This is a genomic window from Hymenobacter sp., assembly GCF_036388155.1.
In the GTDB taxonomy this organism is placed as follows: domain Bacteria; phylum Bacteroidota; class Bacteroidia; order Cytophagales; family Hymenobacteraceae; genus Hymenobacter.
Genome location: NZ_DASVSI010000074.1, coordinates 1 through 18,996 on the forward strand (window position 1 = coordinate 1; position 18,996 = coordinate 18,996).

An 18,996-nucleotide genomic window follows, 5' to 3' on the forward strand; every position below is an offset into this window, starting at 1 on the left:
TTTCACGGCATGAATCACGTCCAGGTAGCTCAGGGCGGGCTTCACCATCACCATGTCGGCGCCTTCGGCTTCGTCGAGGGCCAGTTCGCGCAGGGCCTCGCGCTTGTTGGCGGGGTTCATCTGGTAGCTCTTTTTGTCGCCCTTTTTCGGGGCCGAATCCAGCGCGTCGCGGAAGGGGCCGTAGAAAGCCGAGGCGTACTTGGCCGTGTAGCTCATGATGCTCACGTGCTGAAATGCATTCTCATCGAGCACCCGCCGAATCCAGGCCACGCGGCCGTCCATCATGTCGCTGGGGCCGATGATGTCGGCGCCGGCCCGGGCCTGGGCCAAGGCCATCTGGCCCAACACTTCCAGGGTGGCGTCGTTGAGGATTTCGCCCGATTCGGCGTCCACCACTCCGTCGTGGCCGTCGGAACTGTAGGGGTCCATGGCCACGTCCGTCATCAGGACCACATCCGGAAACTGCCGCTTGATGTCGGCCACCGTTTTTAGGTACAGCCCTTCCGGGTTGGCCGATTCGCGGGCCAGCCGGTCTTTCAGCGCGTCGTTGATGCTGGGAAAGGGGGCAAAGGCCTTGATGCCCAGCTCCACGCACTGGCCCACCTCGTCGATGATGCGGTCGGCGGTGTAGCGGTGAATGCCCGGCATGGACTTCACTTCCAGGGTCTGGTTCTGGCCTTCAATCAGGAAAAGCGGAAACAAAAAATCGTGGGTGGTGAGGCGGGTTTCCTGCACCATGTCGCGGATGACTTCGGACTTGCGGTTGCGCCGGGGGCGGTGGGTAGGGAGCATATCCAGTGATTATTTTATCTTAAACAATTGACTAAAGCGGAAGGGTTTTCCATCCGGAAACTCCCCTAATAACATGGACCATAGGCCTAGGTAGGCACTCAGCAAAACAGCGAAAATTCCTGCAAGGATTCCTGCCCCGCCCCCTACAGAGAAAATAAGCCAGAAGCCGCCAATCGCAAGAATTAAAGCAATGCCTGCCAGTAGAAAGCTGGCGTTGGCATCATCAAGCGTTGGCTGGTGGCGTTTGCTTTGAGGCAAAACTTTGACAGCGGGCTTGCTGGCCGCAAGCCTGCGAGCCGTCCCTGCTCCGGTGGAGAATTTGCCCTCGTAATGGCCTGCTCTGCCAGAGCTTGGCCAACCTGCCACCAGAAGCACCAGTACCATCAGCTTGACCAGGCGTGGGATGAAGAACATACAGTGAGGTAAGTCACGAAGCTGGCTTCGCCGGGACAACCCAGGATGTGCAGCAAGTTTACATGATTGGCGCAAAGTTCGCCCAGAAAATCCACTAGTGCCCAAACGGGTCCAGATAAGCCACTAACACGGCCAGGGCCGCGGCTCCAGCCAGGATGCCCCACACCAGTCCGCCGCCGCTCAGCAGCAACCCCACCAAAGCCACCGGCAGTACTACTAGGCCCAGAATGCCAAACACCGTTGTGCCCAAGCCGCGCTCGGCCGTGGCGTGGGGCCGGGTGAACAGGAGGCGTGGCCGCGCAACCGAGGCCTTTGCCTCATGGCGTGGCTCTTGGGCCGTCGCACGCGCCTCTTTGTGCAAGGTGCTAGCCTTTCGGTTGCGATGCCGGGCCACGGGCCGGAGGGCGGGCTCAGCGGGCGCCACGGCGGCTACGGCCGGTTCTGGATTAACGGTCGACACCGCAGGGGCGGGGTGCTGAGGTCCTATTGCTTTTTGCGACTGCCGAATGGGCTGAAAAGAGAAGCTGGGCCGGGCGCTCTGGCAGCCGGTGGCCAGCCCGATAATGGCCCAGGTCAGCAGCGCCAGCAGGCGGTGGGTTGTAGAAAGGTTCATGAACAAGTGTCGGAAACGCTACTGTACGCACCTAGTAGGGTTTCCGCCGTCGGCTCCCATCCCTGCGCCCGCCAAAAGTAGGGTTCCGGTTGCCAACGCGCCGAAGTGCTCAGTGTCCTTTCACGCCCGTGATGATGTAATGCTTGCCAAAAAAGTGGCGAAACGGGTACATTTTCCACTTCAAACCATCGGGCAAGCGGGTGTTGAGCCGCAGCAGATAGAGCAACTGGAACGGATACGCCAGCAAAGCAAAGGGCAGATAAAGGATGTCTTTGGCGTAAAACGACGTGTACTGTACGTCTTCGATGGTGATGCCGTTGGTGCGCAGCAGGCGAATGAGCTCCTGGATGGGCACGTTCTGGGTTACTTCTTCCGAGTCGTCGTACACCGGCCGGAACATGCGGTGCCGGGCCAACAACAGGTAGGCCAGCCGGTCGAGGATGGTGGCTGAATTGTCGTTAGTCAGCACGAAGGTGCCGCCGGGCTTGAGGCGGGCCACGCAGTTGCGCACAAACGAGAGGGTGTTGCTGAACATCATCACCCCGCTGATGGACGTGACCAGGTCGAACTGCTGCTGGGCCGGAATGGGAAACTCGCGGGTCAAATCCATCGCCACGAAAGGGATGTTCCGCTCGTTGGTGCGCGGCGGGGCAATGTCGGCCCCGCAAAGGCTGGCGTTGGGAAAGAGCGTTTGCAGGTAAGACAAAAACTCCATGTTGCCGCAAGGCAAGTCCAACGCTTGCAAGGGCTCATTCTGCGAAAACCGTTTCACCAGCAAATCGAGCACGGTGCGGTTGACGTTCTTTTGGGTTTGCCCACGCAATACCACGAGATTCTCCGGCAGGGAAGCAGTTAAAGCCATATGTTGAAAGCGTGGCGCTGAAAAAGCAATGAGAAAACCCAAGCATTAGTAGGGACAATCTAACTATTTCATGTTTTATTTCAACAATATAGCCGCTGATTTGCAGGGAAACAACCCGGGTTATTCAGTTTTCAGAGCCATCGACTCAATCTCAGTCAAAAATGTAGATGCTGAGTATCTAATTGTTATAAAAATGGAGCCCTGCAGGTTACTTAATTATGCCTGGCTCATCATTTCGGCGGCTTGCCACCCCGTGCCCGCGCCCAGGGCCACGCCCATGCCGTTGCAGCGCACCGCCGCCAGCACGCCGGGTTTCACCCAGTCGATGATGGGCGCCAGCGCCGGGCCAAACCCCATCACGCCGCTCCAGCGGTAGTCCACTCGGGGCCTGTGCCCCGGCACCACCACTTCGTGCAACAGCGTGGTGAGGTACTGCTGCACCGGCTCGGTAAGGCCGGGAATAACCGTTTCCTCGGCCGCAAAATCGAGGTTGCGGCCCCCGCCAAGCAGGATGCGGTGGTCGGGCAACTGGCGGAAATAAGCGTACCCGTGGTCGTAATGGAACGTGCCCGTGAGCTTTGCCTCGGGCAGTGGCTCCGTCACGAGTACCTGGCCACGGCCAGGCGCCACGGCCAGGCCGGGCAGCAGCTCGGTAGCGAAGGCGTTGGTGGCCAGCAGTACCTGGCCGGCCTCGATGGTGGCACCGTTGGCCAGGCGCACCGTTACCGCGCGGCCAGCCGGGGCTTCTATTGCTTGCACCGCGCAATTTGCCGGCACCGGCACCTCAGCAGCCCAGGCACGGCTGAGCAGCGTGCGCATCATGCGGCCCGCATCGAGGCTGCCTTCGCAGTCGTTTTTCAGCAAGGTGCCCACGCCGCCGAAGCCAAAGCGGCCGGCTTCGGGGCTGGCGTCGCGGAAGGTGTGTGCCCGGCCTACCACGGGCGCCAGCAGGTCGTTGAAGTAGTCAATCTTGCTCAGGCACTCGACCGCCAACGCACTTTCCTCGTGGCGGAACAGCTCGTAGCCGCCCACGGGCTGGTAGTCCAGGGCCGCATCTCCCACCAATTCGCGCAGGCGCGCCAAGCCCGTGTACCGTGCCGCGACCACCGGCTGCACATCGCCGCGTTTTTCCTGCTCAATGAGCTCGGAAATGGAGCCGAAGCACGCAAACCCGGCATTCTTGGTGGAAGCGCCACTGGGCAAGGCGCCACGTTCCAGCACCACCACGCGCCAGTTGGGTTGCCGCTGCTTTAGGTACAAAGCAGCCGTCAGGCCCACCAGTCCCGCCCCGATGATGGCCACGTCAACCGGGTCAAAAAAGGACTGGTGTTCCCAATAAGAAAGGTTGGCGGCCAAGGAGCAGAAACGTTAAAGTGGCTGGAAATCAGCTTTGGTTTTAGCTATTGCAAGGCGACTCAATTGGCGCCGCGAGTTTCACGGTATCTCCTATTTGCCCCGCGCTATTGCCACCGCAAGGGCCAGCAGCAACGCCCCCACCACCGCCAAAGTAGTCCACCCAAACGCGGACCAGAAACCGATGAAAAAAACCGCAGCCCCTACAAAAGATACGCCCACTAGCGCCAGCACTGCCAAGATGGGCACCAGCAACAGAACCCCATTCAGCACCCTCCTGCCTTCGCCAGGCGGCTTAGGCGTTGCCACCGGCGGGTTAAAATGCCAGAATAACTTCCTCAATCACGTCGCAGACCTCGTGCAACTGCTGCTCCGTGATGACCAGCGGCGGGGCAAAACGAATGATGTCGCCGTGCGTGGGCTTGGCCAGTACGCCGCGCTCCATCAGGGTCACGCACACGTCCCAGGCGGTGCGGCCGTCCTCTGCGGGCACAATGACCACCGCATTCAGCAGGCCCTTGCCGCGCACCAGCTCCACCACCTCGGGCCGCTTGGCTTGCACTTGGCGCATGCGCTCCCGGAACTGCTCGCCCAGTTTGGCCGCATTAGCCGCCAGGTTTTCCTCTTGCAGCACGTCCAGCGCCGCCCGCATCACGGCGCAGGCCAACGGGTTGCCGCCGAACGTGGAGCCGTGCTGGCCGGGCTGAATGGTCAGCATGATGGCATCGTTGGCCAGCACCGCCGAAACGGGCAGCACGCCGCCGCTCAGGGCCTTGCCCAAAATCAGCACGTCGGGGTGCACCGCTTCGTGGTCGCAGGCCAGCAGCTTGCCGGTCCGCCCCAAGCCCGTTTGGATTTCGTCGGCAATGAACAACACATTGTGCGCCTTGCAAATGGCCGCCGCCCGGGCCAGGTAGCCCACCGAGGGCACCATCACGCCGGCTTCCCCCTGAATGGGTTCCACCAGAAAGGCGCACACGTGCGGCTCTTTCACGGCTGCTTCCAACGCCTCCAAATCGTTGTAGGGCACCACCTGGTAGCCGGGCATGTAGGGGCCAAAGCCGCCGGTGCTGTCGGGGTCGGTGCTGAAGGAGATGATGCCCGTGGTGCGGCCGTGGAAGTTGTGCTCGGCCACAATGATGCGCGCCTGGTTGGGCGCAATGCCGCGTTCCTGGTAGCCCCACTTGCGGGCCAGCTTCAGGGCCGTTTCCACCGCTTCGGCGCCCGAGTTCATCAGCAGGGCTTTGTCGTACTTAAACAGCTCGCACAGCTGCTTTTCGGCCGCGCCCAACTGGTCGTTAAAAAAAGCCCGCGACGTGAGCGTGAGCTGCTGGGCCTGCCGCGTGAGCGCTTCAATGATGCGGGGGTGGCAGTGGCCCTGGTTCACGGCCGAGTAAGCCGAGAGAAAGTCGAAGTACTGCTTGCCGTCCACGTCCCACAAATGCACGCCTTCGCCGCGGTTCAGCACCACGGGCAGGGGGTGGTAGTTGTGCGCCCCATATTGGTCTTCGAGCTGCATGAGCTGCTCGGCGCGGCGGGAGGTGGCGGTGGGGGAGGAGGCAGTTTGCATAACGAGGTGGGAATAGTGGTGGGGCGAAAATACAGCGAAGCTGCGCAGCAGGGCCTAGCGCAGGAGCATGCCTTCGAGCTGCCGGGCGGTGTCGATGTAGCGGCCTACGTAGTTTCCCTCTTCGCGGCCGCTGGCGCGCAGCAGCGTCCAGTCGAGCACGGCGGTTTCGGGGAAGCTAACGGGCAGGGGCTCGCGCGGGCCCGCCGGGTCGGCGGCGGCGGGCAGCAACAAAGCTTGGATGGTGTTGCCGCGCCAGCCCAACACCCGGGCCGACGCCTGACGAAAGCTCGTGTCGGTCGTGATTACGCGAACGGACAATAGAAATTGGTCGCCGTCGGGCAGGCCCGCCAGGAAGCGCTTCTTGGCTTGCGGCAGCGTGCGCAAAGCTTCGCGGACGGGGTCGGCCAGGGCGGTTTCGTCGCGGGCGAGGGCCGGCCGCACCCCTGCCGGGGCCGTGGCCGCTGTAAGCACCACCGGAACGCCGGTTTGGGCCACCGCCGCTGGGGGCCTCACGGCCATGAAAGTGGCTAAAATCAGCAGGGCGAAGGCGGTAGGCGTTTTCATGGATGTAGGCGCAAGGTTACCAAAGGAAAGCAATGCAGTGAGGGCTACCACTGAAGACGGGCGTACCTTTGCCGTACTTTATGCCTGCTCCCGTTCCGCAGCCGCTCCAGCCCGGCGACTTCTACTATACGCCCGAGGGTTACTTGGTTTTCACCGAGCAGTACCACCGGCGCCGGGGCAGTTGCTGCGGCAGCGGCTGCCGCCATTGTCCCTGGAAATTTCGGCCCAACGCAGGCTCTCAGAAGGCTTCCGAACAGAAATAAGGGTGGGGTGCTTGGTGAATGCCAGACTTTTGCCGATATTTGCGGCCCGTTTCCCTGCTTTGTAATTCTTAACCCTCCGATATCATGGCCCGTGTTTGTGATTTGACCGGCAAGCGTACCCGCGTTGGTAACAACGTTTCGCACGCTAACAACAAGACCAAGCGCAAGTTCTACCCGAACCTGCAGAAAAAGCGCTTCTACATTCCTGAGCAAGACGCTTGGGTAACCCTGAAAGTAGCTACCTCCACCATCCGCACCATCAACAAGAACGGCATCATGTCGGTCCTGAAGAAGGCCAAGGAGCAGGGCTTCATCGTTTACTAGACTGAAGTTTTTGCGGCAGCAAGCGCGAGGTGACGGGTGAGACTACTTCCCGAAGGCCTGCATTCGCTGTCGACATAAAATAATTTCAAAGCCAGCGCCGATACGCTTGCCCCCGAGGCAACTGTATCGGCGCTGGCTTTGTCTGTTGGCGGTTATCTTGCACTATTGCTTGGTTTTTCACTCCCCAATCCCATGCGGTTTCTGTCTGCCTCTCCATTGCCGAAGCCACAGCGGCTGCGGAGCATTTCACGAGCTTTTTTAAGCAGCGGGCTCCTGCTGCTGGGAGGAACGGCCGCCGCCCAAACACTGCCCTCCATCCCCGAGCCGCTCACGGCAACGGCCCCTCCCGCCCGGCCCACGGATATTATCACGCCCGCATTCCACAAGCAGCGGCGCGAGCTGCTGCGGTCGCAGTTGCCGGCCAAGGGCGTGGCCGTGGTGTTTGCGGCCCCCGTCCGCAACCGGGCCAACGACGTGGATTTCATCTACCATCAAAACCCGGACTTTTACTACCTCACGGGCTACACCGAGCCCGATGCCGTGTTGCTCCTGTTTAAAGAGCCCCGCACGGTAGGCGGGCAGGCCGGCATCACGGAGGCACTCTTCACCCAGCCCCGCAACCCCGCCCGCGAGCAGTGGACGGGCCGCCGCCTGGGCGCCACCGGAGCCAAAACCCAGTTGGCGCTGCAGTTTGCCGCCGACAACAAAGAATTTTCGGCCGCCGGCATTAAGTGGGCCGACTTTGACCACGTGCTTTTCACCGAGTTGCCCACCGATGCCCGCGACGATGCCGGCAACCCCGCCGACTTGCACAGCCTGGTGGCCACCTTCCGCCAACAAGCCGGCCTGCAGAACGGCTACAACTCCGAGCAGGCCGCCGTCGAAAACATCATTCGGCGTTATGGCAGCCGCGATGCCAAGCGCATGAGCGAGTACATCAGCGGCCAGGTGAAGGAAAACCCCACCCTGGCCAAGTCTGCTTTGATAACCGCTTACCTGGCCGCCAAAACCGACGCCGCGCGCCAAGCCGCCATCGCGGCTAACCCGCCCGGCCGCTTCGACGATGCTACCCTGAACGAGGCGCTCGATGAATTGCGCGCCGTTAAAACGCCCGAAGAACTGGCCTTGCTTCGCCGGGCCATTCGCATCAGCACGCAGGGCCAGCGCGAGGTGATGAAGCTGGTGCGCCCCGACATGGGCGAAATGGAAGTGCAAGGCCTGCACGAGTACGTGTACCGACGCTACGGCGCCGAGTTTCAGGGCTACCCCAGCATTGTGGGCGGCGGGGCCAACGCTTGCATTCTGCACTACGAAACCAACGACCGGCAGCGCCTCGACAACGAATTGTTGCTCATGGATTGCGGCGCCGAATACCACGGCTACACGGCCGACGTCACGCGCACGGCGCCGCCCAGTGGCACGTTCAGTCCGGCCCAGCGGCAGATTTATGAGCTCGTGCTGGCAGCCCAGGAAGCCGGTTTTGCCGCCAGCCGCCCCGGCGCGGAGTTCGACGCGCCCAACAAAGCCACCCAAGACGTGGTGGCCAACGGGCTGATAAAGCTCGGCATCATCAAGAAGAAAGAGGAATTCAAGCGGTATTACCCGCACGGCGCCAGCCACTACCTGGGCCTCGACGTGCACGACCGTGGCAGCTACGGCCCGCTGAAGGCCGGCAACGTCATTACCATGGAGCCCGGCATTTACATTCCCGCCGGCTCGCCCTGCGACCCCAAGTGGTGGAACATCGGCGTGCGCATCGAGGACGACGTGCTCATTACCCCCACCGGCCACGAGAACCTGTCGGCCGAGGCCCCGCGCACCGTGGCCGACATTGAGAAGCTGATGGCCGAGCCCAGCGCGCTGGAAGGCTGGCAGCTGCCCACGTTGAAATAACACTGCATTTTGGGCCGGGCTAGCTGGAGTTTTACACTACATTCACTTAACGCTTTGCGTTTTCCAAAAAGACCCGTACCTTTGCAGTCCTAAATTTAAAAATCACACCCCCGTCGAGATGGCCAAGAAAGGAAACCGGGTGCAGGTTATCATGGAATGCACCGAGCATAAAAACTCGGGGATGCCGGGCACCTCGCGCTACATCACCACCAAGAACCGCAAGAACACCCCTGAGCGCATCGAGTTGAAGAAATTCAACCCCATCCTCAAGAAAATGACCGTTCACAAGGAAATTAAATAACCTGAACAATGGCTAAGAAAGTAGTAGCAACTCTGAAAACCACAGAGAACGCCAAGAACTGGGCAAAGGTGATTCGCGCCGTGAAATCGGAGAAAACCGGTGCCTACACCTTCCGCGAGGAAATGGTCCTGCTCGACAAAGTGCAGGAGTACCTGGCCACTGGCAACAAATAAGTTGTTGCCCGGCTTCGGCCATCCGCTTTGTAAAAGTTTAAAAAGTCCCACCTTCGTGGGGCTTTTTTAGTTTACGGGGGTAGGAAGGTTTTTAAGGGTAAGAGGGTGTGGGGGTAAGCGGGCATGAATTGCCGGACGTCCCACTACTTATTGCCTGACTGATAACTCTCGCCCTCCCAACCTCCTACCCTCATACCCCTCCTCATGGGTCTCTTCGATTTTTTCAAAAAGGACAAGGAAACGCCCGCCCAGCAAGCCTCGCTGGACGCGGGACTGGAAAAGACCAAAACCAATTTCTTTGAGCAGTTGAGCAAGGCCGTGGTGGGCAAAAGCACCGTGGACGAGGCCGTGCTCGACGATTTGGAGGGCTTGCTGGTGCACGCCGACGTGGGCATCGAAACCACGGTGAAGGTCATCGACCGCATCGAGGCTCGGGTGTCCCGCGATAAATACGTGAGCACTTCGGAGCTGGACCGCATTCTGCGCGAGGAAATCGCGGCCCTGCTGGAAGACAACAACTCTGGTTCTACGGCCGTGCTGGACAGCGCGGGCAGCTCGGGCCAACCCTACGTCATCATGGTAGTGGGCGTGAACGGGGTGGGCAAAACCACCACCATCGGCAAGCTGGCCCACCGTTTCCATTCGGCCGGCAAAAAAGTGGTGCTGGGTGCGGCCGATACTTTCCGCGCCGCGGCTGTTGACCAGCTCATCATTTGGGGGCAGCGCGTGGGCGTGCCCGTGGTGAGCCACGGCATGAACACCGACCCCGCTTCGGTGGCCTACGACGCCGTGCTGAAAGGCGTGGAGATGGGCGCCGACGTGGTCATCATCGATACCGCGGGCCGCTTGCACAACAAAGTGAACCTGATGAACGAGCTCAGCAAAATCAAGCGCGTGATGCAGAAGGTGATTCCCGATGCGCCGCACGAGGTGCTGCTGGTGCTGGACGGCAGTACGGGCCAGAACGCATTTTTACAGGCCAAGGAATTCACCAAAGCCACCGAGGTAACGGCCCTTGCCATCACCAAACTCGATGGCACGGCCCGCGGCGGCGTGGTGATTGGCATTTCGGACCAATTCAGCATCCCGGTGCGCTACATTGGGGTAGGAGAGAAAATGACCGATTTGCAGCTGTTCGACCGGCACACGTATGTTAACTCGCTGTTCAAGAAATAGCCCCTCGAAACAGTAGAATATTCAACGGCCCGCCTTCCCAAACAATACGTGGGGAGGCGGGCCGTTTACCTTCGTGCCATGAATGAGATTCAAACGTTAGCCGTCGTTGGGGCGGGCACCATGGGCCTGGGCATTGCCCAGCTCGGCATTCAGCACGGCCTGCCCACCATTTTGTTCGACTTGAGCCCGACTGCCTTGGAAAAAGCCAGTGCCGCAATTGCCACGGGTTTGGGCAAACTGGTGGAAAAAAACAAGCTCACCGCCGAAGCTCGCGACGCCGCCTTGGCCCGCTTAGTCACGACCACGGACATGAGCACAGTGCAGGCCGACCTCGTCATCGAAGCCGTGGTGGAGCGGCTCGAGGTGAAACACAAGCTTTTTCAGGAGTTGGCACTTCTCAACGGGCCGGCCACCATTTTGGCCTCCAACACTTCTTCGCTGCCCGTCACGCAGCTGGCTGCGCCCGTCCCGAACCCTGAGCGGGTGGTAGGCATGCACTTCTTCAATCCCGCGCCGCTTATGCCGCTAGTGGAGGTGATAAGCGGCGTGGCAACCGCGCCTGGCGTTGCCGATGCCGTGGAGGCCGTTGCCAAGCGCTTGGGCAAAGTGCCGGTCCGCGCCGCCGATGCCCCCGGCTTCATCGTGAACCGCGTGGCGCGCCATTACTATGTGGAAAGCTTGAAGGTGGTGGAAGAAAACGTGGCTTCTTTCCAGGTAGTAGACGAGCTATTAGAAGCCAGTGGATTCAAAATGGGGCCGTTTCGGTTGATGGACTTGATTGGGGTGGACACCAATTTCTCGGTCACGAGCGCCATGTTTGCCTCTTTCCATCAAGATGCCAAGTTCCGGCCCAGTCGCATCCAGCAGCAAAAAGTGGATGCCGGGCACTACGGCCGCAAAACCGGGCGTGGGTTCTATGATTATCAGTAAACACCTAATAAACGCCGCGATGAATAGTCTGTTTTGCCGTAGTATTTGCGCTTGGCTATTAGGGTGTGTAGTTGCCGGGATGAGCGCGTGCGGCGGGAAAAGCGACGACCAGCCGCAAATTCCCTACGCTCCCGTTAACCTCAGTATCAACATCACCAATCAACAATACGCCGCCTTGCGCGTCGATAACGGAGCGGTGACCTTCCCGGTGAAAGGCCCCGCTGGCGACGGTGGCGTAAAGGGAGTGATTGTGGTGCGCCAGAGCGCGGGCACGTTCCTAGCGTTTGAGCGCAACTGTCCGTACCGTCCCTACGATGCCTGCGCCTTGGTAAGTCTTGACCGCAACTCGCGCCAGTTCCTGGCCGATTCCTGTTGCAACTCACAGTTTGATTTGCGGGGACAAAGCATTGGCGGGCCTGCAGCTAGGCCCCTACGCCAGTACGCTACCAGCCTGCAAGGCAGCCTGCTCAACATCACCAATTGAGGCCAAAGCGCATTTTTGAGAAAAAAAACTAATTTGGGCTTGTGCTTATTTAGATACAGTCGTAAGTTTGCAGTCCGAAACAACAACACCGGGTTTCGGGCAAGAAATTGCTTCCTTAGCTCAGCCGGTTAGAGCATCTGACTGTTAATCAGAGGGTCCCTGGTTCGAGCCCAGGAGGGAGCGCCAAAGCCTAGAATGCCCGCCCTAACCGGCGGGCATTCTTCGTTTCCAGCCAATACGGGCGCTTTTTGATTTGGTACTCCGGCTGTCTTCGGTTATCTTTGGATATAAACCGGGACGGAAAGCAGGACGGAAACCGGGACGAATCAATATGGAAACGCCTAAGTTGTTCAAGCGGAAAATCAGTGTTCGGTTCTATCCACGAGTCGCAGAGGCCGATAAAGTGGGACGGTGCCCGGTGCGGCTAACAACCCGCTGGCACGGTCAGGAGCTTCAGACAGACACCGGGGAGCGGGTTCTACTGGCGCGGCCGGGCAAGGGCGAGGAGATGGAAGTAATGTGGGACGCCAAAGGCCAGCGTGCGCTGGGCGGGCGACGCCTGACACCGAAGGAAGAGGAAGCAGGCGTGCCCACGCACCCGGACACGGTTACGAACATCAACGCCCGGTTGGGAGCCTTGGAGAAGAATGTTATCGACACATTCAACCGGCTTTTTGATGCGGCCCCTTATGCGCAGGTGAGCAAGGCCGCGCTCGTGGCGGTGCTGTACCCTGCGACGGCTATGCCTACACCGGTGCCGGTAGCAGCGCCGGCAGTGGCAAGCCGCACCTTCCGGCAGGTGCTGGAAGAGTGGAAGGCCGAAAACCGCAACCTAGCTAAGGACTCGCTCCGCAAGTACGACCAGCTGGCTACGATGATGGAAAGCTGGCAGCCTGACCTGCGGCCAGACCAAGTGACGCAGAAAGTGGCCAAGGAGTACCAGCAGCACCTGCTGGACCTGCAGAAGTCCGACGCGACCATCAAGGTGCATTTTGGCGGCATGCGTAAGTGCCTGGAGCAGCTGGGGCTCCCGCATGATATGGCATGGCTGCAATACTCGGCCAAGAACGCGCCGCAGCTGGACCTGGAAATTGAGGAAGTGCGCAAGCTCATCCGGTGGCGGCCGACTTCCGAGGCCCTGGCTGAGGAGCGGGACCGGTGGCTGTTTCAGCTATTCAGCGGGCGGCGCTACGAGGACCTGGAAAAATTCGACGTACGCGAGCGTATCACGCTCACGCTGGAAGATGGTAGCCAAGTGCCGGCGCTGCTCCATGCGCAGGGAAAAACGGGCAATGACGCGGCCGTTCCGCTGCCGCCCATTGCGGTCAGGATTGGTGAGCGGTGGAAGTGGCATTTTCCGGCGCGTACCTGGCAGCACCGCGGCGACGTGATTAAGGAGGTAGCGCAAGCCGCCGGCCTCACGCGGGAATGGGACGACCGGCTGATTACGGGCGGCAAGGTGGTACACAACTGGCGGCCGATTTATCAGGTGATTGGCACCCATACGGCGCGACACACCGCCGGCACGCTGCTAAAACAGGTCAGCAACGGAAACAAGGGGCTGGCCAGGCTCGTGCTCGGGCACGCCGAGGAAGACGTGACGGACCGTTATGCCAAGGATAAAGCCCGGTTGCTGGCCCCCGAGGTATTGAAAGCTTGGGAGAAGATATTAGGCGAGTGGTACAACGGAGAGCCGGCGCGGTAGGAGGTACTGCCTGCGTAGCTACTATGCGCCGTGCTGCTTTTTAGTTCTGGGTTTGGGCTCGGGCAATTCTGCCACCGTCAGGCGGGCTAGATTTGTCAGCCACTCCCGGTCCTCCAGCTGCTCTTCAATCAGGAAGCTGGGCTTTGCGCCTGGGTAGGGCGCGGCCTCGGTTACTTCTGATAAAAAAGCCCGTCCCGCTATAGTAGGCTTAATGTACAGCTTGTTGTCACAAACAAGGGCAAAGGGCTTACCGTCCCAGTACAGGGTATACTCCCCAAACATCTTCTTGGCGGTAACGTGGTCGGAACTGTTAATCTGCTCAACGACAAATTCGGCGAATTGTGGAGTGGAGGCCATTGCACACAGGGTGTAGCTGAGTTGTGAACCGTTCGTAAGCCCGACAAGCTTCCGGCGAATGTACGATGCGGGCGCAAGGTGCCTGCAGACTGCCTCCGTCCTGCCTTCAGCCTCGGTTCAGGGCGGCAGCTACTTCGGCCTCTGGGAGGCGGGTGTACTCGCAGAATTCGGCTACCGAAACGTAGGCCCGGGCGGGCTTGCGCAGCTGGGTGCGGATGCGCTGTAACAGGCGCTTACCGGCGTCGTAGCCGGTGCCGGTAAGCTGGGCAACGTCTTTGGGGTAAAGGCAAACCTGGGGCATGTGGGGGCGAATTGGGACTACTTGGACGAACGAATATACAACGGCTAAAGGCTGGCTGTAGGTTCGTGCCATGAAAGATAAAGCACTGTATTTCAGCGGGTGGTTACTGTTGGTTGCTGCTGGTTTCGGATTGGGTGAAGGGGCGACGCTGGCGTTGACCGGTACCCAGCCGTCCACCGTTGTGCCCAGCCAGGAATCCGGGCGGGTGGTACGGGTCGTGGACGCCGATACCTACGATGTGCTGGCCGGGGGCGTAGTGTACCGGGTGCGACTGCTCGGCGTGGACGCGCCGGAACTGGACCAGCCGTTCGGGCACCAAGCGGCCGACTCGGTAACGCGGCTGCTCGGGCCTGCACGGCCGGTACTGCTCGGGCGGCGCGGCGTGGACCTATACGGTCGGACCCTGGCCACGGTCCGGCTGCCGCTGGCCGGCGGGCCGGCCCTGGCGCTTGATTCGCTGCTGGTGGTGCGCGGCTGGGCATGGGCCTGGGACCCGAAGCGTCGGGTAGCAGGGCGCAGCGCTCAACAGGCAACTGCTGTGGCCGCCCGGCGCGGGCTCTGGAAGTGCGGAGCCGCCGGAGTGCTCACGCCGCGCCAGTGGCGGCAATTCAACTACAAAAACAAGCGGCGTTACGGGGTGGGCTGCACCTGGTAGCAAAGCCGCATAAGCGCAAGCAGCCAAATCAACGACTTTTTCAACTTTTAACAGCTTACCACTATGGCACGTCAAACGGGCATTATTGGCATCCAGGGCACCGTAGGGGGCCTGGTGTTCAGCAAAAACGGGAACATTTCCCAAAAGCCGCAAGGCGATAAGGCGGCCTTCGCCAACGCTCCTAGCCGGGCACGTACCCGCGAAAACGCGGCTGAATTTGGCCTGGCCGCCAAGTACAGCAAACTGCTCCGCGACTCGCTGCGCGTGGCCATTGCTTCGGCCAGCGACAGCCAGCTGGCGGCCCGCCTCACGAAGGTGATGCGCGAGGTCATCGGCCTCGATGACACGAACGACCGGGGCCAGCGCGTGTTCGACGCGGGCAACTCGGCTCCGCTGCTCGGCTTCAACTTCAACGCGGGGGCCGGCATTGGTCAGACCATGTACTTCCCTTACGAGGTGACGGGTGCGGGTGCTGATGTTACCATGAGCATTCCGGCGCTGAATCCGGCCTCGGACATTGCCGCTCCGCAGGGCGCGACGCACTTCGAGGTGGTGTTTGCCGCTTCGGACCTGGACATGGAGACGCTAACCTACACTAACGGCGTGGTGGCCGCTCCGCTGGGCATTCTGCCCATCAACAGCGCGGCTCTGGCCAATCAAGCGGTGGTAGCCACTTTCCCGGCTGCTCCGGCCGCAGCTAACCTAGTGGTAGCCGTGGTGGGCATCAACTTCTACCAGCAGATTAACGGCAAGTTCTACGCCCTCAATAACAACAGCACCAACCCGCTGGCGATTGAGTACGTGGCCTAAGCCGGAGAGCCTTCGGCAACAAGCGGCCGGCCGGATATGGCCGGCCGTTTTTCTTCCACCTTTTAAATCTTCTTGCAATGGCACTTACGGCCTATCAAACCCAATTCAAGCGGCGCATGAAGCGCGCTATTAAGCTGCGCGCCAAAGCCGATGCCAAGGCCCGCCGCTACACCCAACTCTTGGCCGATGCCATCGGGGCGGCCGAGGACGCGGCCACGCAGATGAATGAGTTGAACCAGCTCTACAACGTGGACGTAAGCACCTACACGCTGCTCACGCAGGCGCTGCACGCCAACAGCGGGCAGGAAGTGCTGGTGGACCATCTGGCCCAAAGCACACCGGGCGAGGAGCTGGTTATCTTCAACCAGGTACCGGACGGTAACGGTGGGCAGGAACTTCCGGCTAATCCTCTGTTTGGAGAGGTGGCGGCCGGTACGCCGATTATCCCGCCGGCGCAGGCTGGCAAGGCTGCAGCTTTGGTGAAGGATATTGCGCCAGTAGATGCGCAGGTATCGGAAACACTGGGTTAGCAGCTGCTCATCCGTGAACGGCAAGGCCGGCCCCACTTTGCGAGGGGCCGGCCTTTTTATGCGTTGGCAGTGATTCTGAACAGCAGTTTTTAAGTTTACCTCCTACGCCTACCGGCACAACAGCTGCCGGATTTCAGCTGCTGCCGCCTCGGCTGAGCCTTTCGGACGGTTTGCCCAAGTCGGGTACATGCCAAGGTGACGGTGGGCTTCCGGTACGGGCACACGATAAAGGTGCAGATAGAAAAACACCATCGTGTACCAGTGAGGAGAGTTAGCTGAGGGCAAATCGCCCCCATGATGAAATAAGCGGTGCAGGTAGAAGTTGACGGCGAAATTATCTGCTGCACGCAGGAAAAAACGGCCGGTGGTCTGCACCTGATTCAGGCGCACCTCCAGTTGTCTATGGTGTTCTTCGCCGGCCTGCCATACCTGCTGGGCGTATGTGTACCCATCAAAGGCGTGGCCTAAATGCAAAATTGCCTGCTCCGTTTCGTGAGTGAGATTGGTATTCATAGCAATGAATTTGGCAGATTTAGTCCCGATAGTCCTCAGGGTCGAAGCCGTATTCTCTGAACCGGTCCAACCACAGTCCTACCCGCTTCTGCCAGTATTGATTGAATACCTGCTCGCCTTTTTTAAAGGCTCGTAGCTGTTCGATGGCCTTGGGCCAGATGCGCTTGACTTTTTGCTTGCGGTCCCATTCTAGAAGCGCATTCACATCGGCCAAAGTGGCTTCTTTGGCAACCGTAACAGCGGTTGCTGATTTTGGGGAGGTAGCTTCAGCGGCAGCGCTACGGTTGTACAGGTCCTCAAGCAATTGAGGCGCCTTTTCGAGAATCAGGTCAACTATGCTACTGCCAATTTCAACCTCGCTGTCAGTAAGGGCACGGTTGCGGACAATGCTGCGGGCAATGGTATTGCACCGGTCGCGCTTGTGAGGAGTCAGTTCTTCAGTCTGGCGCCCCCATTGCTCAATGGCTTCCCACGCCTCAGAACCTAAGCCGCGTAGTGACTCTTCCTCCTGTCGCCTTTCTTCTGCAGCCAACTCATCTTCGCTCTGACTGAGGCGTTTCTTTTGCTGTTTGGGGTCGGCCAAGTCGTCTTTCAGCCGGCCCATGAGGGTCTGATACTTATCATCAGGAAAAGGAATTGCCAGCAGTTCACGCCAGCAGTCCTCCTGCTTGGCCCGCTCGCTGACTAGTTTGTTGCCCGCATTCTTCAACAGGAATTTGTCGATGGTCGGCAAGGCCCGCCGAATGGCATCCCGTAGCGCATCTGATATGGCCTGCTGCTTCCATATTTTAAAGAGGTCAATCCGGCCATCGGTTACATGGTTGAGCCAAGCCAGTGCGTAGGGAACAGTCAGAAACTTGTAGTCGCCGATTTTAGTAGCTCCGCGGCCGTACTCTTTATCGGCCGCTTGGAACAGAATGAGCTTAGCTACCAAGTCCTCAAAAAAAACTGTGTTCGGCAGAACGTCTTTATCTGTTTCCTTTTTCTTTTCGAGCTTCTTTTTCAGAAACTCCGCGTAGTTTTTCTGCGCCCCGCGCGCCACCATCCACGGCAGGCCACCCCATATGTGCTCCATCTTGGCCACTACCTCCTTTGTGAACAACTGCTCGCGGGGGTTCTGGTATTTGAAAGCAGTCTGACGGGACGGGCTGGCCTCACGGTTAAGCGCCACTTTGTATTGGCCCCTGGCGCGTTCGAAAAACCAGCGGGTCTGAGCTGGTGAACCCTCAGCAGCGGGCGCCCAGCATGAACGGGAAATCTTTTCGAGCTGGCGGTTAAAATTATTGTTGGCTGAAAGGTCGGCGGCTTGGATACCGTTTTGTGAGTTGGCAAACTGAGAGATGAGCGGAATTATCTCCTCCATTTCCTCCGGCCGACGAAGAACGGTGAGCTTCATTTGCACAAATACGGCATCAATGTTAGCATCCTTAACTTGGCGCTGGGTGCGAAAGATGGCAGCAGTGGTCTGCCCACCGTTGACAATCTGCAGGTCGCGCAAATGGTAAATACCCCACCCTCCACCCGGTGCCTGGCGGATGTCGGCTACTTCGGCGGTAGCCGCAATGCCGTTGTTATAGGCTAGAAAGCGGTGAGGCACGTTGCGAATGGTATCGCGGATGCCTTGGTTAACCTTGCCAGTGAAGTCGAGGAAAGAACGTACGTTCTGCTCCAGCAGGCGGGCCCCGTGCTCAGCGTATAGCGCGGCCAGCAATGTGCCTGGCACGATGGCAAGGCAGGTCTGGTAGTCATCGTTATTGACTGGCATTGGCAGACAGGCCAAAGGTTGGCCGTGGGTCTGCACAAAGTCAATCTCAATGGGCTCGCGCCGGTTGTGACTCGTCCACAGGCGATGAAACCTGTCAAGGTCCCATAAGTGGAACTGCACTACCGCATTTTTCAGCGTTCGGTTCGGAATGGCGGCATCGGAGGTAAGCCGTGCATTGGTGAGGATGAATATTTTCACCCGTACCAGCTCCTTTGCGTGGTCGAAAAGTATCTGAGCTAACTCGAAAATGGACTCTGACTCATCTATTTCCTCGCGGTAACCATTGAATATGTTTTTCAGAAACCGCTCGGATTGGTTAGCTGCTTTGGTTACCTCGTCTTTAGGAAAAGAGCGTAGCTCATTGTTTTCCTGAAAGAATGTGATGAACAGCGCCAGCTCCTCCAAGTCTTCGCTGAGAGCATAGCCGTTGATTTTGTGCTGCACCTGTCGGGCCTTATTGTGCTTGATGCTGGTGCAGACACGGGCATTTTCGGTCTCGTTGGCATCAGCCAACAGTCCGGTCAGGTACTCAGTAGCTTTTTCTTCAAGAGAAGCGCCGGCTTCATCAGACTCTGTGTCGGCCAAGGTGCGTACTTCCTGGTTCAGGTCGGCCAGGAAGCGGAGGAGTTCGGGCTGTTCAGCCATTGG

The 18,996-nt window shown here is 59.5% G+C and carries 23 protein-coding genes and 1 tRNA gene; 13 read left to right on the forward strand and 11 right to left on the reverse strand.

Annotated features, from left to right (window positions below):
- The 7 genes from hemB to VF629_RS10610 all read right to left on the reverse strand — a co-directional run.
- A partial coding sequence (gene hemB, locus VF629_RS10580) for a porphobilinogen synthase (RefSeq protein WP_331058448.1) occupies window positions 1-792 on the reverse strand: 792 nt, incomplete at its 3' end.
- A gap of 9 nt (window positions 793-801) precedes the next feature.
- Window positions 802-1,206 carry a hypothetical protein gene (locus VF629_RS10585; RefSeq protein WP_331058449.1) on the reverse strand — a complete coding sequence of 135 codons (405 nt, stop codon included), beginning with the start codon at window positions 1,204-1,206 and terminating at the stop codon, window positions 802-804.
- Window positions 1,207-1,300: 94 nt separating this feature from the next.
- Window positions 1,301-1,819 carry a hypothetical protein gene (locus VF629_RS10590; RefSeq protein ID WP_331058450.1) on the reverse strand — a complete coding sequence of 173 codons (519 nt, stop codon included), beginning with the start codon at window positions 1,817-1,819 and terminating at the stop codon, window positions 1,301-1,303.
- Between the two features lie 109 nt (window positions 1,820-1,928).
- A complete protein-coding gene (locus tag VF629_RS10595) occupies window positions 1,929-2,681 on the reverse strand; it encodes a class I SAM-dependent methyltransferase (RefSeq protein ID WP_331058451.1) in 753 nt (250 codons plus the stop codon).
- A 216-nt stretch (window positions 2,682-2,897) separates the two neighbouring features.
- On the reverse strand, window positions 2,898-4,037 hold the full coding sequence (locus VF629_RS10600) for an FAD-binding oxidoreductase (RefSeq protein WP_331058452.1): 1,140 nt from the start codon (window positions 4,035-4,037) through the stop codon (window positions 2,898-2,900).
- 313 nt (window positions 4,038-4,350) lie between these two features.
- Window positions 4,351-5,604: an ornithine--oxo-acid transaminase gene (gene rocD, locus VF629_RS10605; protein ID WP_331058453.1), complete on the reverse strand. Its 1,254-nt coding sequence runs from the start codon at window positions 5,602-5,604 to the stop codon at window positions 4,351-4,353.
- A 54-nt stretch (window positions 5,605-5,658) separates the two neighbouring features.
- The gene (locus VF629_RS10610; RefSeq protein WP_331058454.1) at window positions 5,659-6,168 is read right to left on the reverse strand and encodes a hypothetical protein; all 510 of its coding nucleotides are present in this window, start codon (window positions 6,166-6,168) and stop codon (window positions 5,659-5,661) included.
- Between the two features lie 80 nt (window positions 6,169-6,248).
- On the opposite strand from VF629_RS10610, the gene VF629_RS10615 reads away from it, so the two are divergent.
- The 10 genes from VF629_RS10615 to VF629_RS10660 all read left to right on the forward strand — a co-directional run bounded on the left by VF629_RS10615 (window position 6,249) and on the right by VF629_RS10660 (window position 13,417).
- Window positions 6,249-6,431, forward strand: a complete 183-nt coding sequence (locus VF629_RS10615; protein ID WP_331058455.1) for a DUF5522 domain-containing protein — start codon at window positions 6,249-6,251, stop codon at window positions 6,429-6,431.
- An 84-nt stretch (window positions 6,432-6,515) separates the two neighbouring features.
- Complete coding sequence (gene rpmB / locus VF629_RS10620; RefSeq protein ID WP_044003635.1) at window positions 6,516-6,755, forward strand: 50S ribosomal protein L28; 240 nt, start codon at window positions 6,516-6,518, stop codon at window positions 6,753-6,755.
- A 192-nt stretch (window positions 6,756-6,947) separates the two neighbouring features.
- A complete protein-coding gene (locus tag VF629_RS10625; RefSeq protein ID WP_331058456.1) occupies window positions 6,948-8,648 on the forward strand; it encodes an aminopeptidase P family protein in 1,701 nt (566 codons plus the stop codon).
- A gap of 118 nt (window positions 8,649-8,766) precedes the next feature.
- Window positions 8,767-8,949, forward strand: coding sequence for a 50S ribosomal protein L33 (gene rpmG, locus VF629_RS10630; protein ID WP_046245291.1), 183 nt, complete (start codon window positions 8,767-8,769; stop codon window positions 8,947-8,949).
- 8 nt (window positions 8,950-8,957) lie between these two features.
- Entirely contained in the window at window positions 8,958-9,122 is a 165-nt protein-coding gene (locus VF629_RS10635) for a DUF4295 domain-containing protein (RefSeq protein WP_083322258.1), read from the forward strand.
- 204 nt (window positions 9,123-9,326) lie between these two features.
- Window positions 9,327-10,298, forward strand: coding sequence for a signal recognition particle-docking protein FtsY (gene ftsY, locus VF629_RS10640; protein ID WP_331058457.1), 972 nt, complete (start codon window positions 9,327-9,329; stop codon window positions 10,296-10,298).
- A gap of 78 nt (window positions 10,299-10,376) precedes the next feature.
- A complete protein-coding gene (locus tag VF629_RS10645; protein WP_331058458.1) occupies window positions 10,377-11,228 on the forward strand; it encodes a 3-hydroxyacyl-CoA dehydrogenase NAD-binding domain-containing protein in 852 nt (283 codons plus the stop codon).
- Between the two features lie 79 nt (window positions 11,229-11,307).
- Complete coding sequence (locus VF629_RS10650; RefSeq protein ID WP_331058459.1) at window positions 11,308-11,712, forward strand: hypothetical protein; 405 nt, start codon at window positions 11,308-11,310, stop codon at window positions 11,710-11,712.
- A gap of 109 nt (window positions 11,713-11,821) precedes the next feature.
- Window positions 11,822-11,898, forward strand: a tRNA-Asn gene (locus VF629_RS10655).
- Window positions 11,899-12,130: 232 nt separating this feature from the next.
- The gene (locus VF629_RS10660) at window positions 12,131-13,417 is read left to right on the forward strand and encodes a phage integrase SAM-like domain-containing protein (RefSeq protein WP_331058460.1); all 1,287 of its coding nucleotides are present in this window, start codon (window positions 12,131-12,133) and stop codon (window positions 13,415-13,417) included.
- A 21-nt stretch (window positions 13,418-13,438) separates the two neighbouring features.
- Here VF629_RS10660 and VF629_RS10665 read toward each other — a convergent pair whose 3' ends face one another.
- Together VF629_RS10665 and VF629_RS10670 are read right to left on the reverse strand one after the other, a co-directional pair.
- The gene (locus VF629_RS10665) at window positions 13,439-13,774 is read right to left on the reverse strand and encodes a TfoX/Sxy family protein (protein WP_331058461.1); all 336 of its coding nucleotides are present in this window, start codon (window positions 13,772-13,774) and stop codon (window positions 13,439-13,441) included.
- A 106-nt stretch (window positions 13,775-13,880) separates the two neighbouring features.
- On the reverse strand, window positions 13,881-14,075 hold the full coding sequence (locus tag VF629_RS10670) for a hypothetical protein (RefSeq protein WP_331058462.1): 195 nt from the start codon (window positions 14,073-14,075) through the stop codon (window positions 13,881-13,883).
- A gap of 70 nt (window positions 14,076-14,145) precedes the next feature.
- Here VF629_RS10670 and VF629_RS10675 point away from each other — a divergent pair, with 70 nt between their 5' ends.
- From VF629_RS10675 to VF629_RS10685, 3 genes are all read left to right on the forward strand, one after another.
- Window positions 14,146-14,730 (forward strand): thermonuclease family protein, encoded by a 585-nt coding sequence (locus VF629_RS10675; RefSeq protein WP_331058463.1) that lies wholly within the window; start codon window positions 14,146-14,148, stop codon window positions 14,728-14,730.
- Between the two features lie 63 nt (window positions 14,731-14,793).
- Window positions 14,794-15,540 (forward strand): hypothetical protein, encoded by a 747-nt coding sequence (locus VF629_RS10680; protein ID WP_331058464.1) that lies wholly within the window; start codon window positions 14,794-14,796, stop codon window positions 15,538-15,540.
- 77 nt (window positions 15,541-15,617) lie between these two features.
- Window positions 15,618-16,070 carry a hypothetical protein gene (locus VF629_RS10685; protein WP_331058465.1) on the forward strand — a complete coding sequence of 151 codons (453 nt, stop codon included), beginning with the start codon at window positions 15,618-15,620 and terminating at the stop codon, window positions 16,068-16,070.
- A 108-nt stretch (window positions 16,071-16,178) separates the two neighbouring features.
- Here the strand turns inward: VF629_RS10685 and VF629_RS10690 are convergent, their stop codons facing one another.
- Complete coding sequence (locus VF629_RS10690; protein ID WP_331058466.1) at window positions 16,179-16,583, reverse strand: hypothetical protein; 405 nt, start codon at window positions 16,581-16,583, stop codon at window positions 16,179-16,181.
- A gap of 19 nt (window positions 16,584-16,602) precedes the next feature.
- Complete coding sequence (locus VF629_RS10695; RefSeq protein ID WP_331058467.1) at window positions 16,603-18,993, reverse strand: AIPR family protein; 2,391 nt, start codon at window positions 18,991-18,993, stop codon at window positions 16,603-16,605.
- Window positions 18,994-18,996: the final 3 nt, after the last annotated feature.

Coding starts and splice junctions, on each gene's coding strand:
- VF629_RS10615 (WP_331058455.1), top strand. CDS start 6,249: ATGCCTGCTCCCGTTCCGCAGCCGCTCCAGCCCGGCGACTTCTACTAT.
- VF629_RS10680 (WP_331058464.1), top strand. CDS start 14,794: ATGGCACGTCAAACGGGCATTATTGGCATCCAGGGCACCGTAGGGGGC.
- VF629_RS10610 (WP_331058454.1), bottom strand. CDS start 6,168: ATGAAAACGCCTACCGCCTTCGCCCTGCTGATTTTAGCCACTTTCATG.
- VF629_RS10675 (WP_331058463.1), top strand. CDS start 14,146: ATGAAAGATAAAGCACTGTATTTCAGCGGGTGGTTACTGTTGGTTGCT.
- VF629_RS10585 (WP_331058449.1), bottom strand. CDS start 1,206: ATGTTCTTCATCCCACGCCTGGTCAAGCTGATGGTACTGGTGCTTCTG.
- VF629_RS10690 (WP_331058466.1), bottom strand. CDS start 16,583: ATGAATACCAATCTCACTCACGAAACGGAGCAGGCAATTTTGCATTTA.
- VF629_RS10645 (WP_331058458.1), top strand. CDS start 10,377: ATGAATGAGATTCAAACGTTAGCCGTCGTTGGGGCGGGCACCATGGGC.
- VF629_RS10595 (WP_331058451.1), bottom strand. CDS start 2,681: ATGGCTTTAACTGCTTCCCTGCCGGAGAATCTCGTGGTATTGCGTGGG.
- VF629_RS10665 (WP_331058461.1), bottom strand. CDS start 13,774: ATGGCCTCCACTCCACAATTCGCCGAATTTGTCGTTGAGCAGATTAAC.
- VF629_RS10685 (WP_331058465.1), top strand. CDS start 15,618: ATGGCACTTACGGCCTATCAAACCCAATTCAAGCGGCGCATGAAGCGC.
- ftsY (WP_331058457.1), top strand. CDS start 9,327: ATGGGTCTCTTCGATTTTTTCAAAAAGGACAAGGAAACGCCCGCCCAG.
- rocD (WP_331058453.1), bottom strand. CDS start 5,604: ATGCAAACTGCCTCCTCCCCCACCGCCACCTCCCGCCGCGCCGAGCAG.
- VF629_RS10590 (WP_331058450.1), bottom strand. CDS start 1,819: ATGAACCTTTCTACAACCCACCGCCTGCTGGCGCTGCTGACCTGGGCC.
- VF629_RS10695 (WP_331058467.1), bottom strand. CDS start 18,993: ATGGCTGAACAGCCCGAACTCCTCCGCTTCCTGGCCGACCTGAACCAG.
- VF629_RS10650 (WP_331058459.1), top strand. CDS start 11,308: ATGAGCGCGTGCGGCGGGAAAAGCGACGACCAGCCGCAAATTCCCTAC.
- rpmG (WP_046245291.1), top strand. CDS start 8,767: ATGGCCAAGAAAGGAAACCGGGTGCAGGTTATCATGGAATGCACCGAG.
- VF629_RS10670 (WP_331058462.1), bottom strand. CDS start 14,075: ATGCCCCAGGTTTGCCTTTACCCCAAAGACGTTGCCCAGCTTACCGGC.
- VF629_RS10635 (WP_083322258.1), top strand. CDS start 8,958: ATGGCTAAGAAAGTAGTAGCAACTCTGAAAACCACAGAGAACGCCAAG.
- VF629_RS10625 (WP_331058456.1), top strand. CDS start 6,948: ATGCGGTTTCTGTCTGCCTCTCCATTGCCGAAGCCACAGCGGCTGCGG.
- rpmB (WP_044003635.1), top strand. CDS start 6,516: ATGGCCCGTGTTTGTGATTTGACCGGCAAGCGTACCCGCGTTGGTAAC.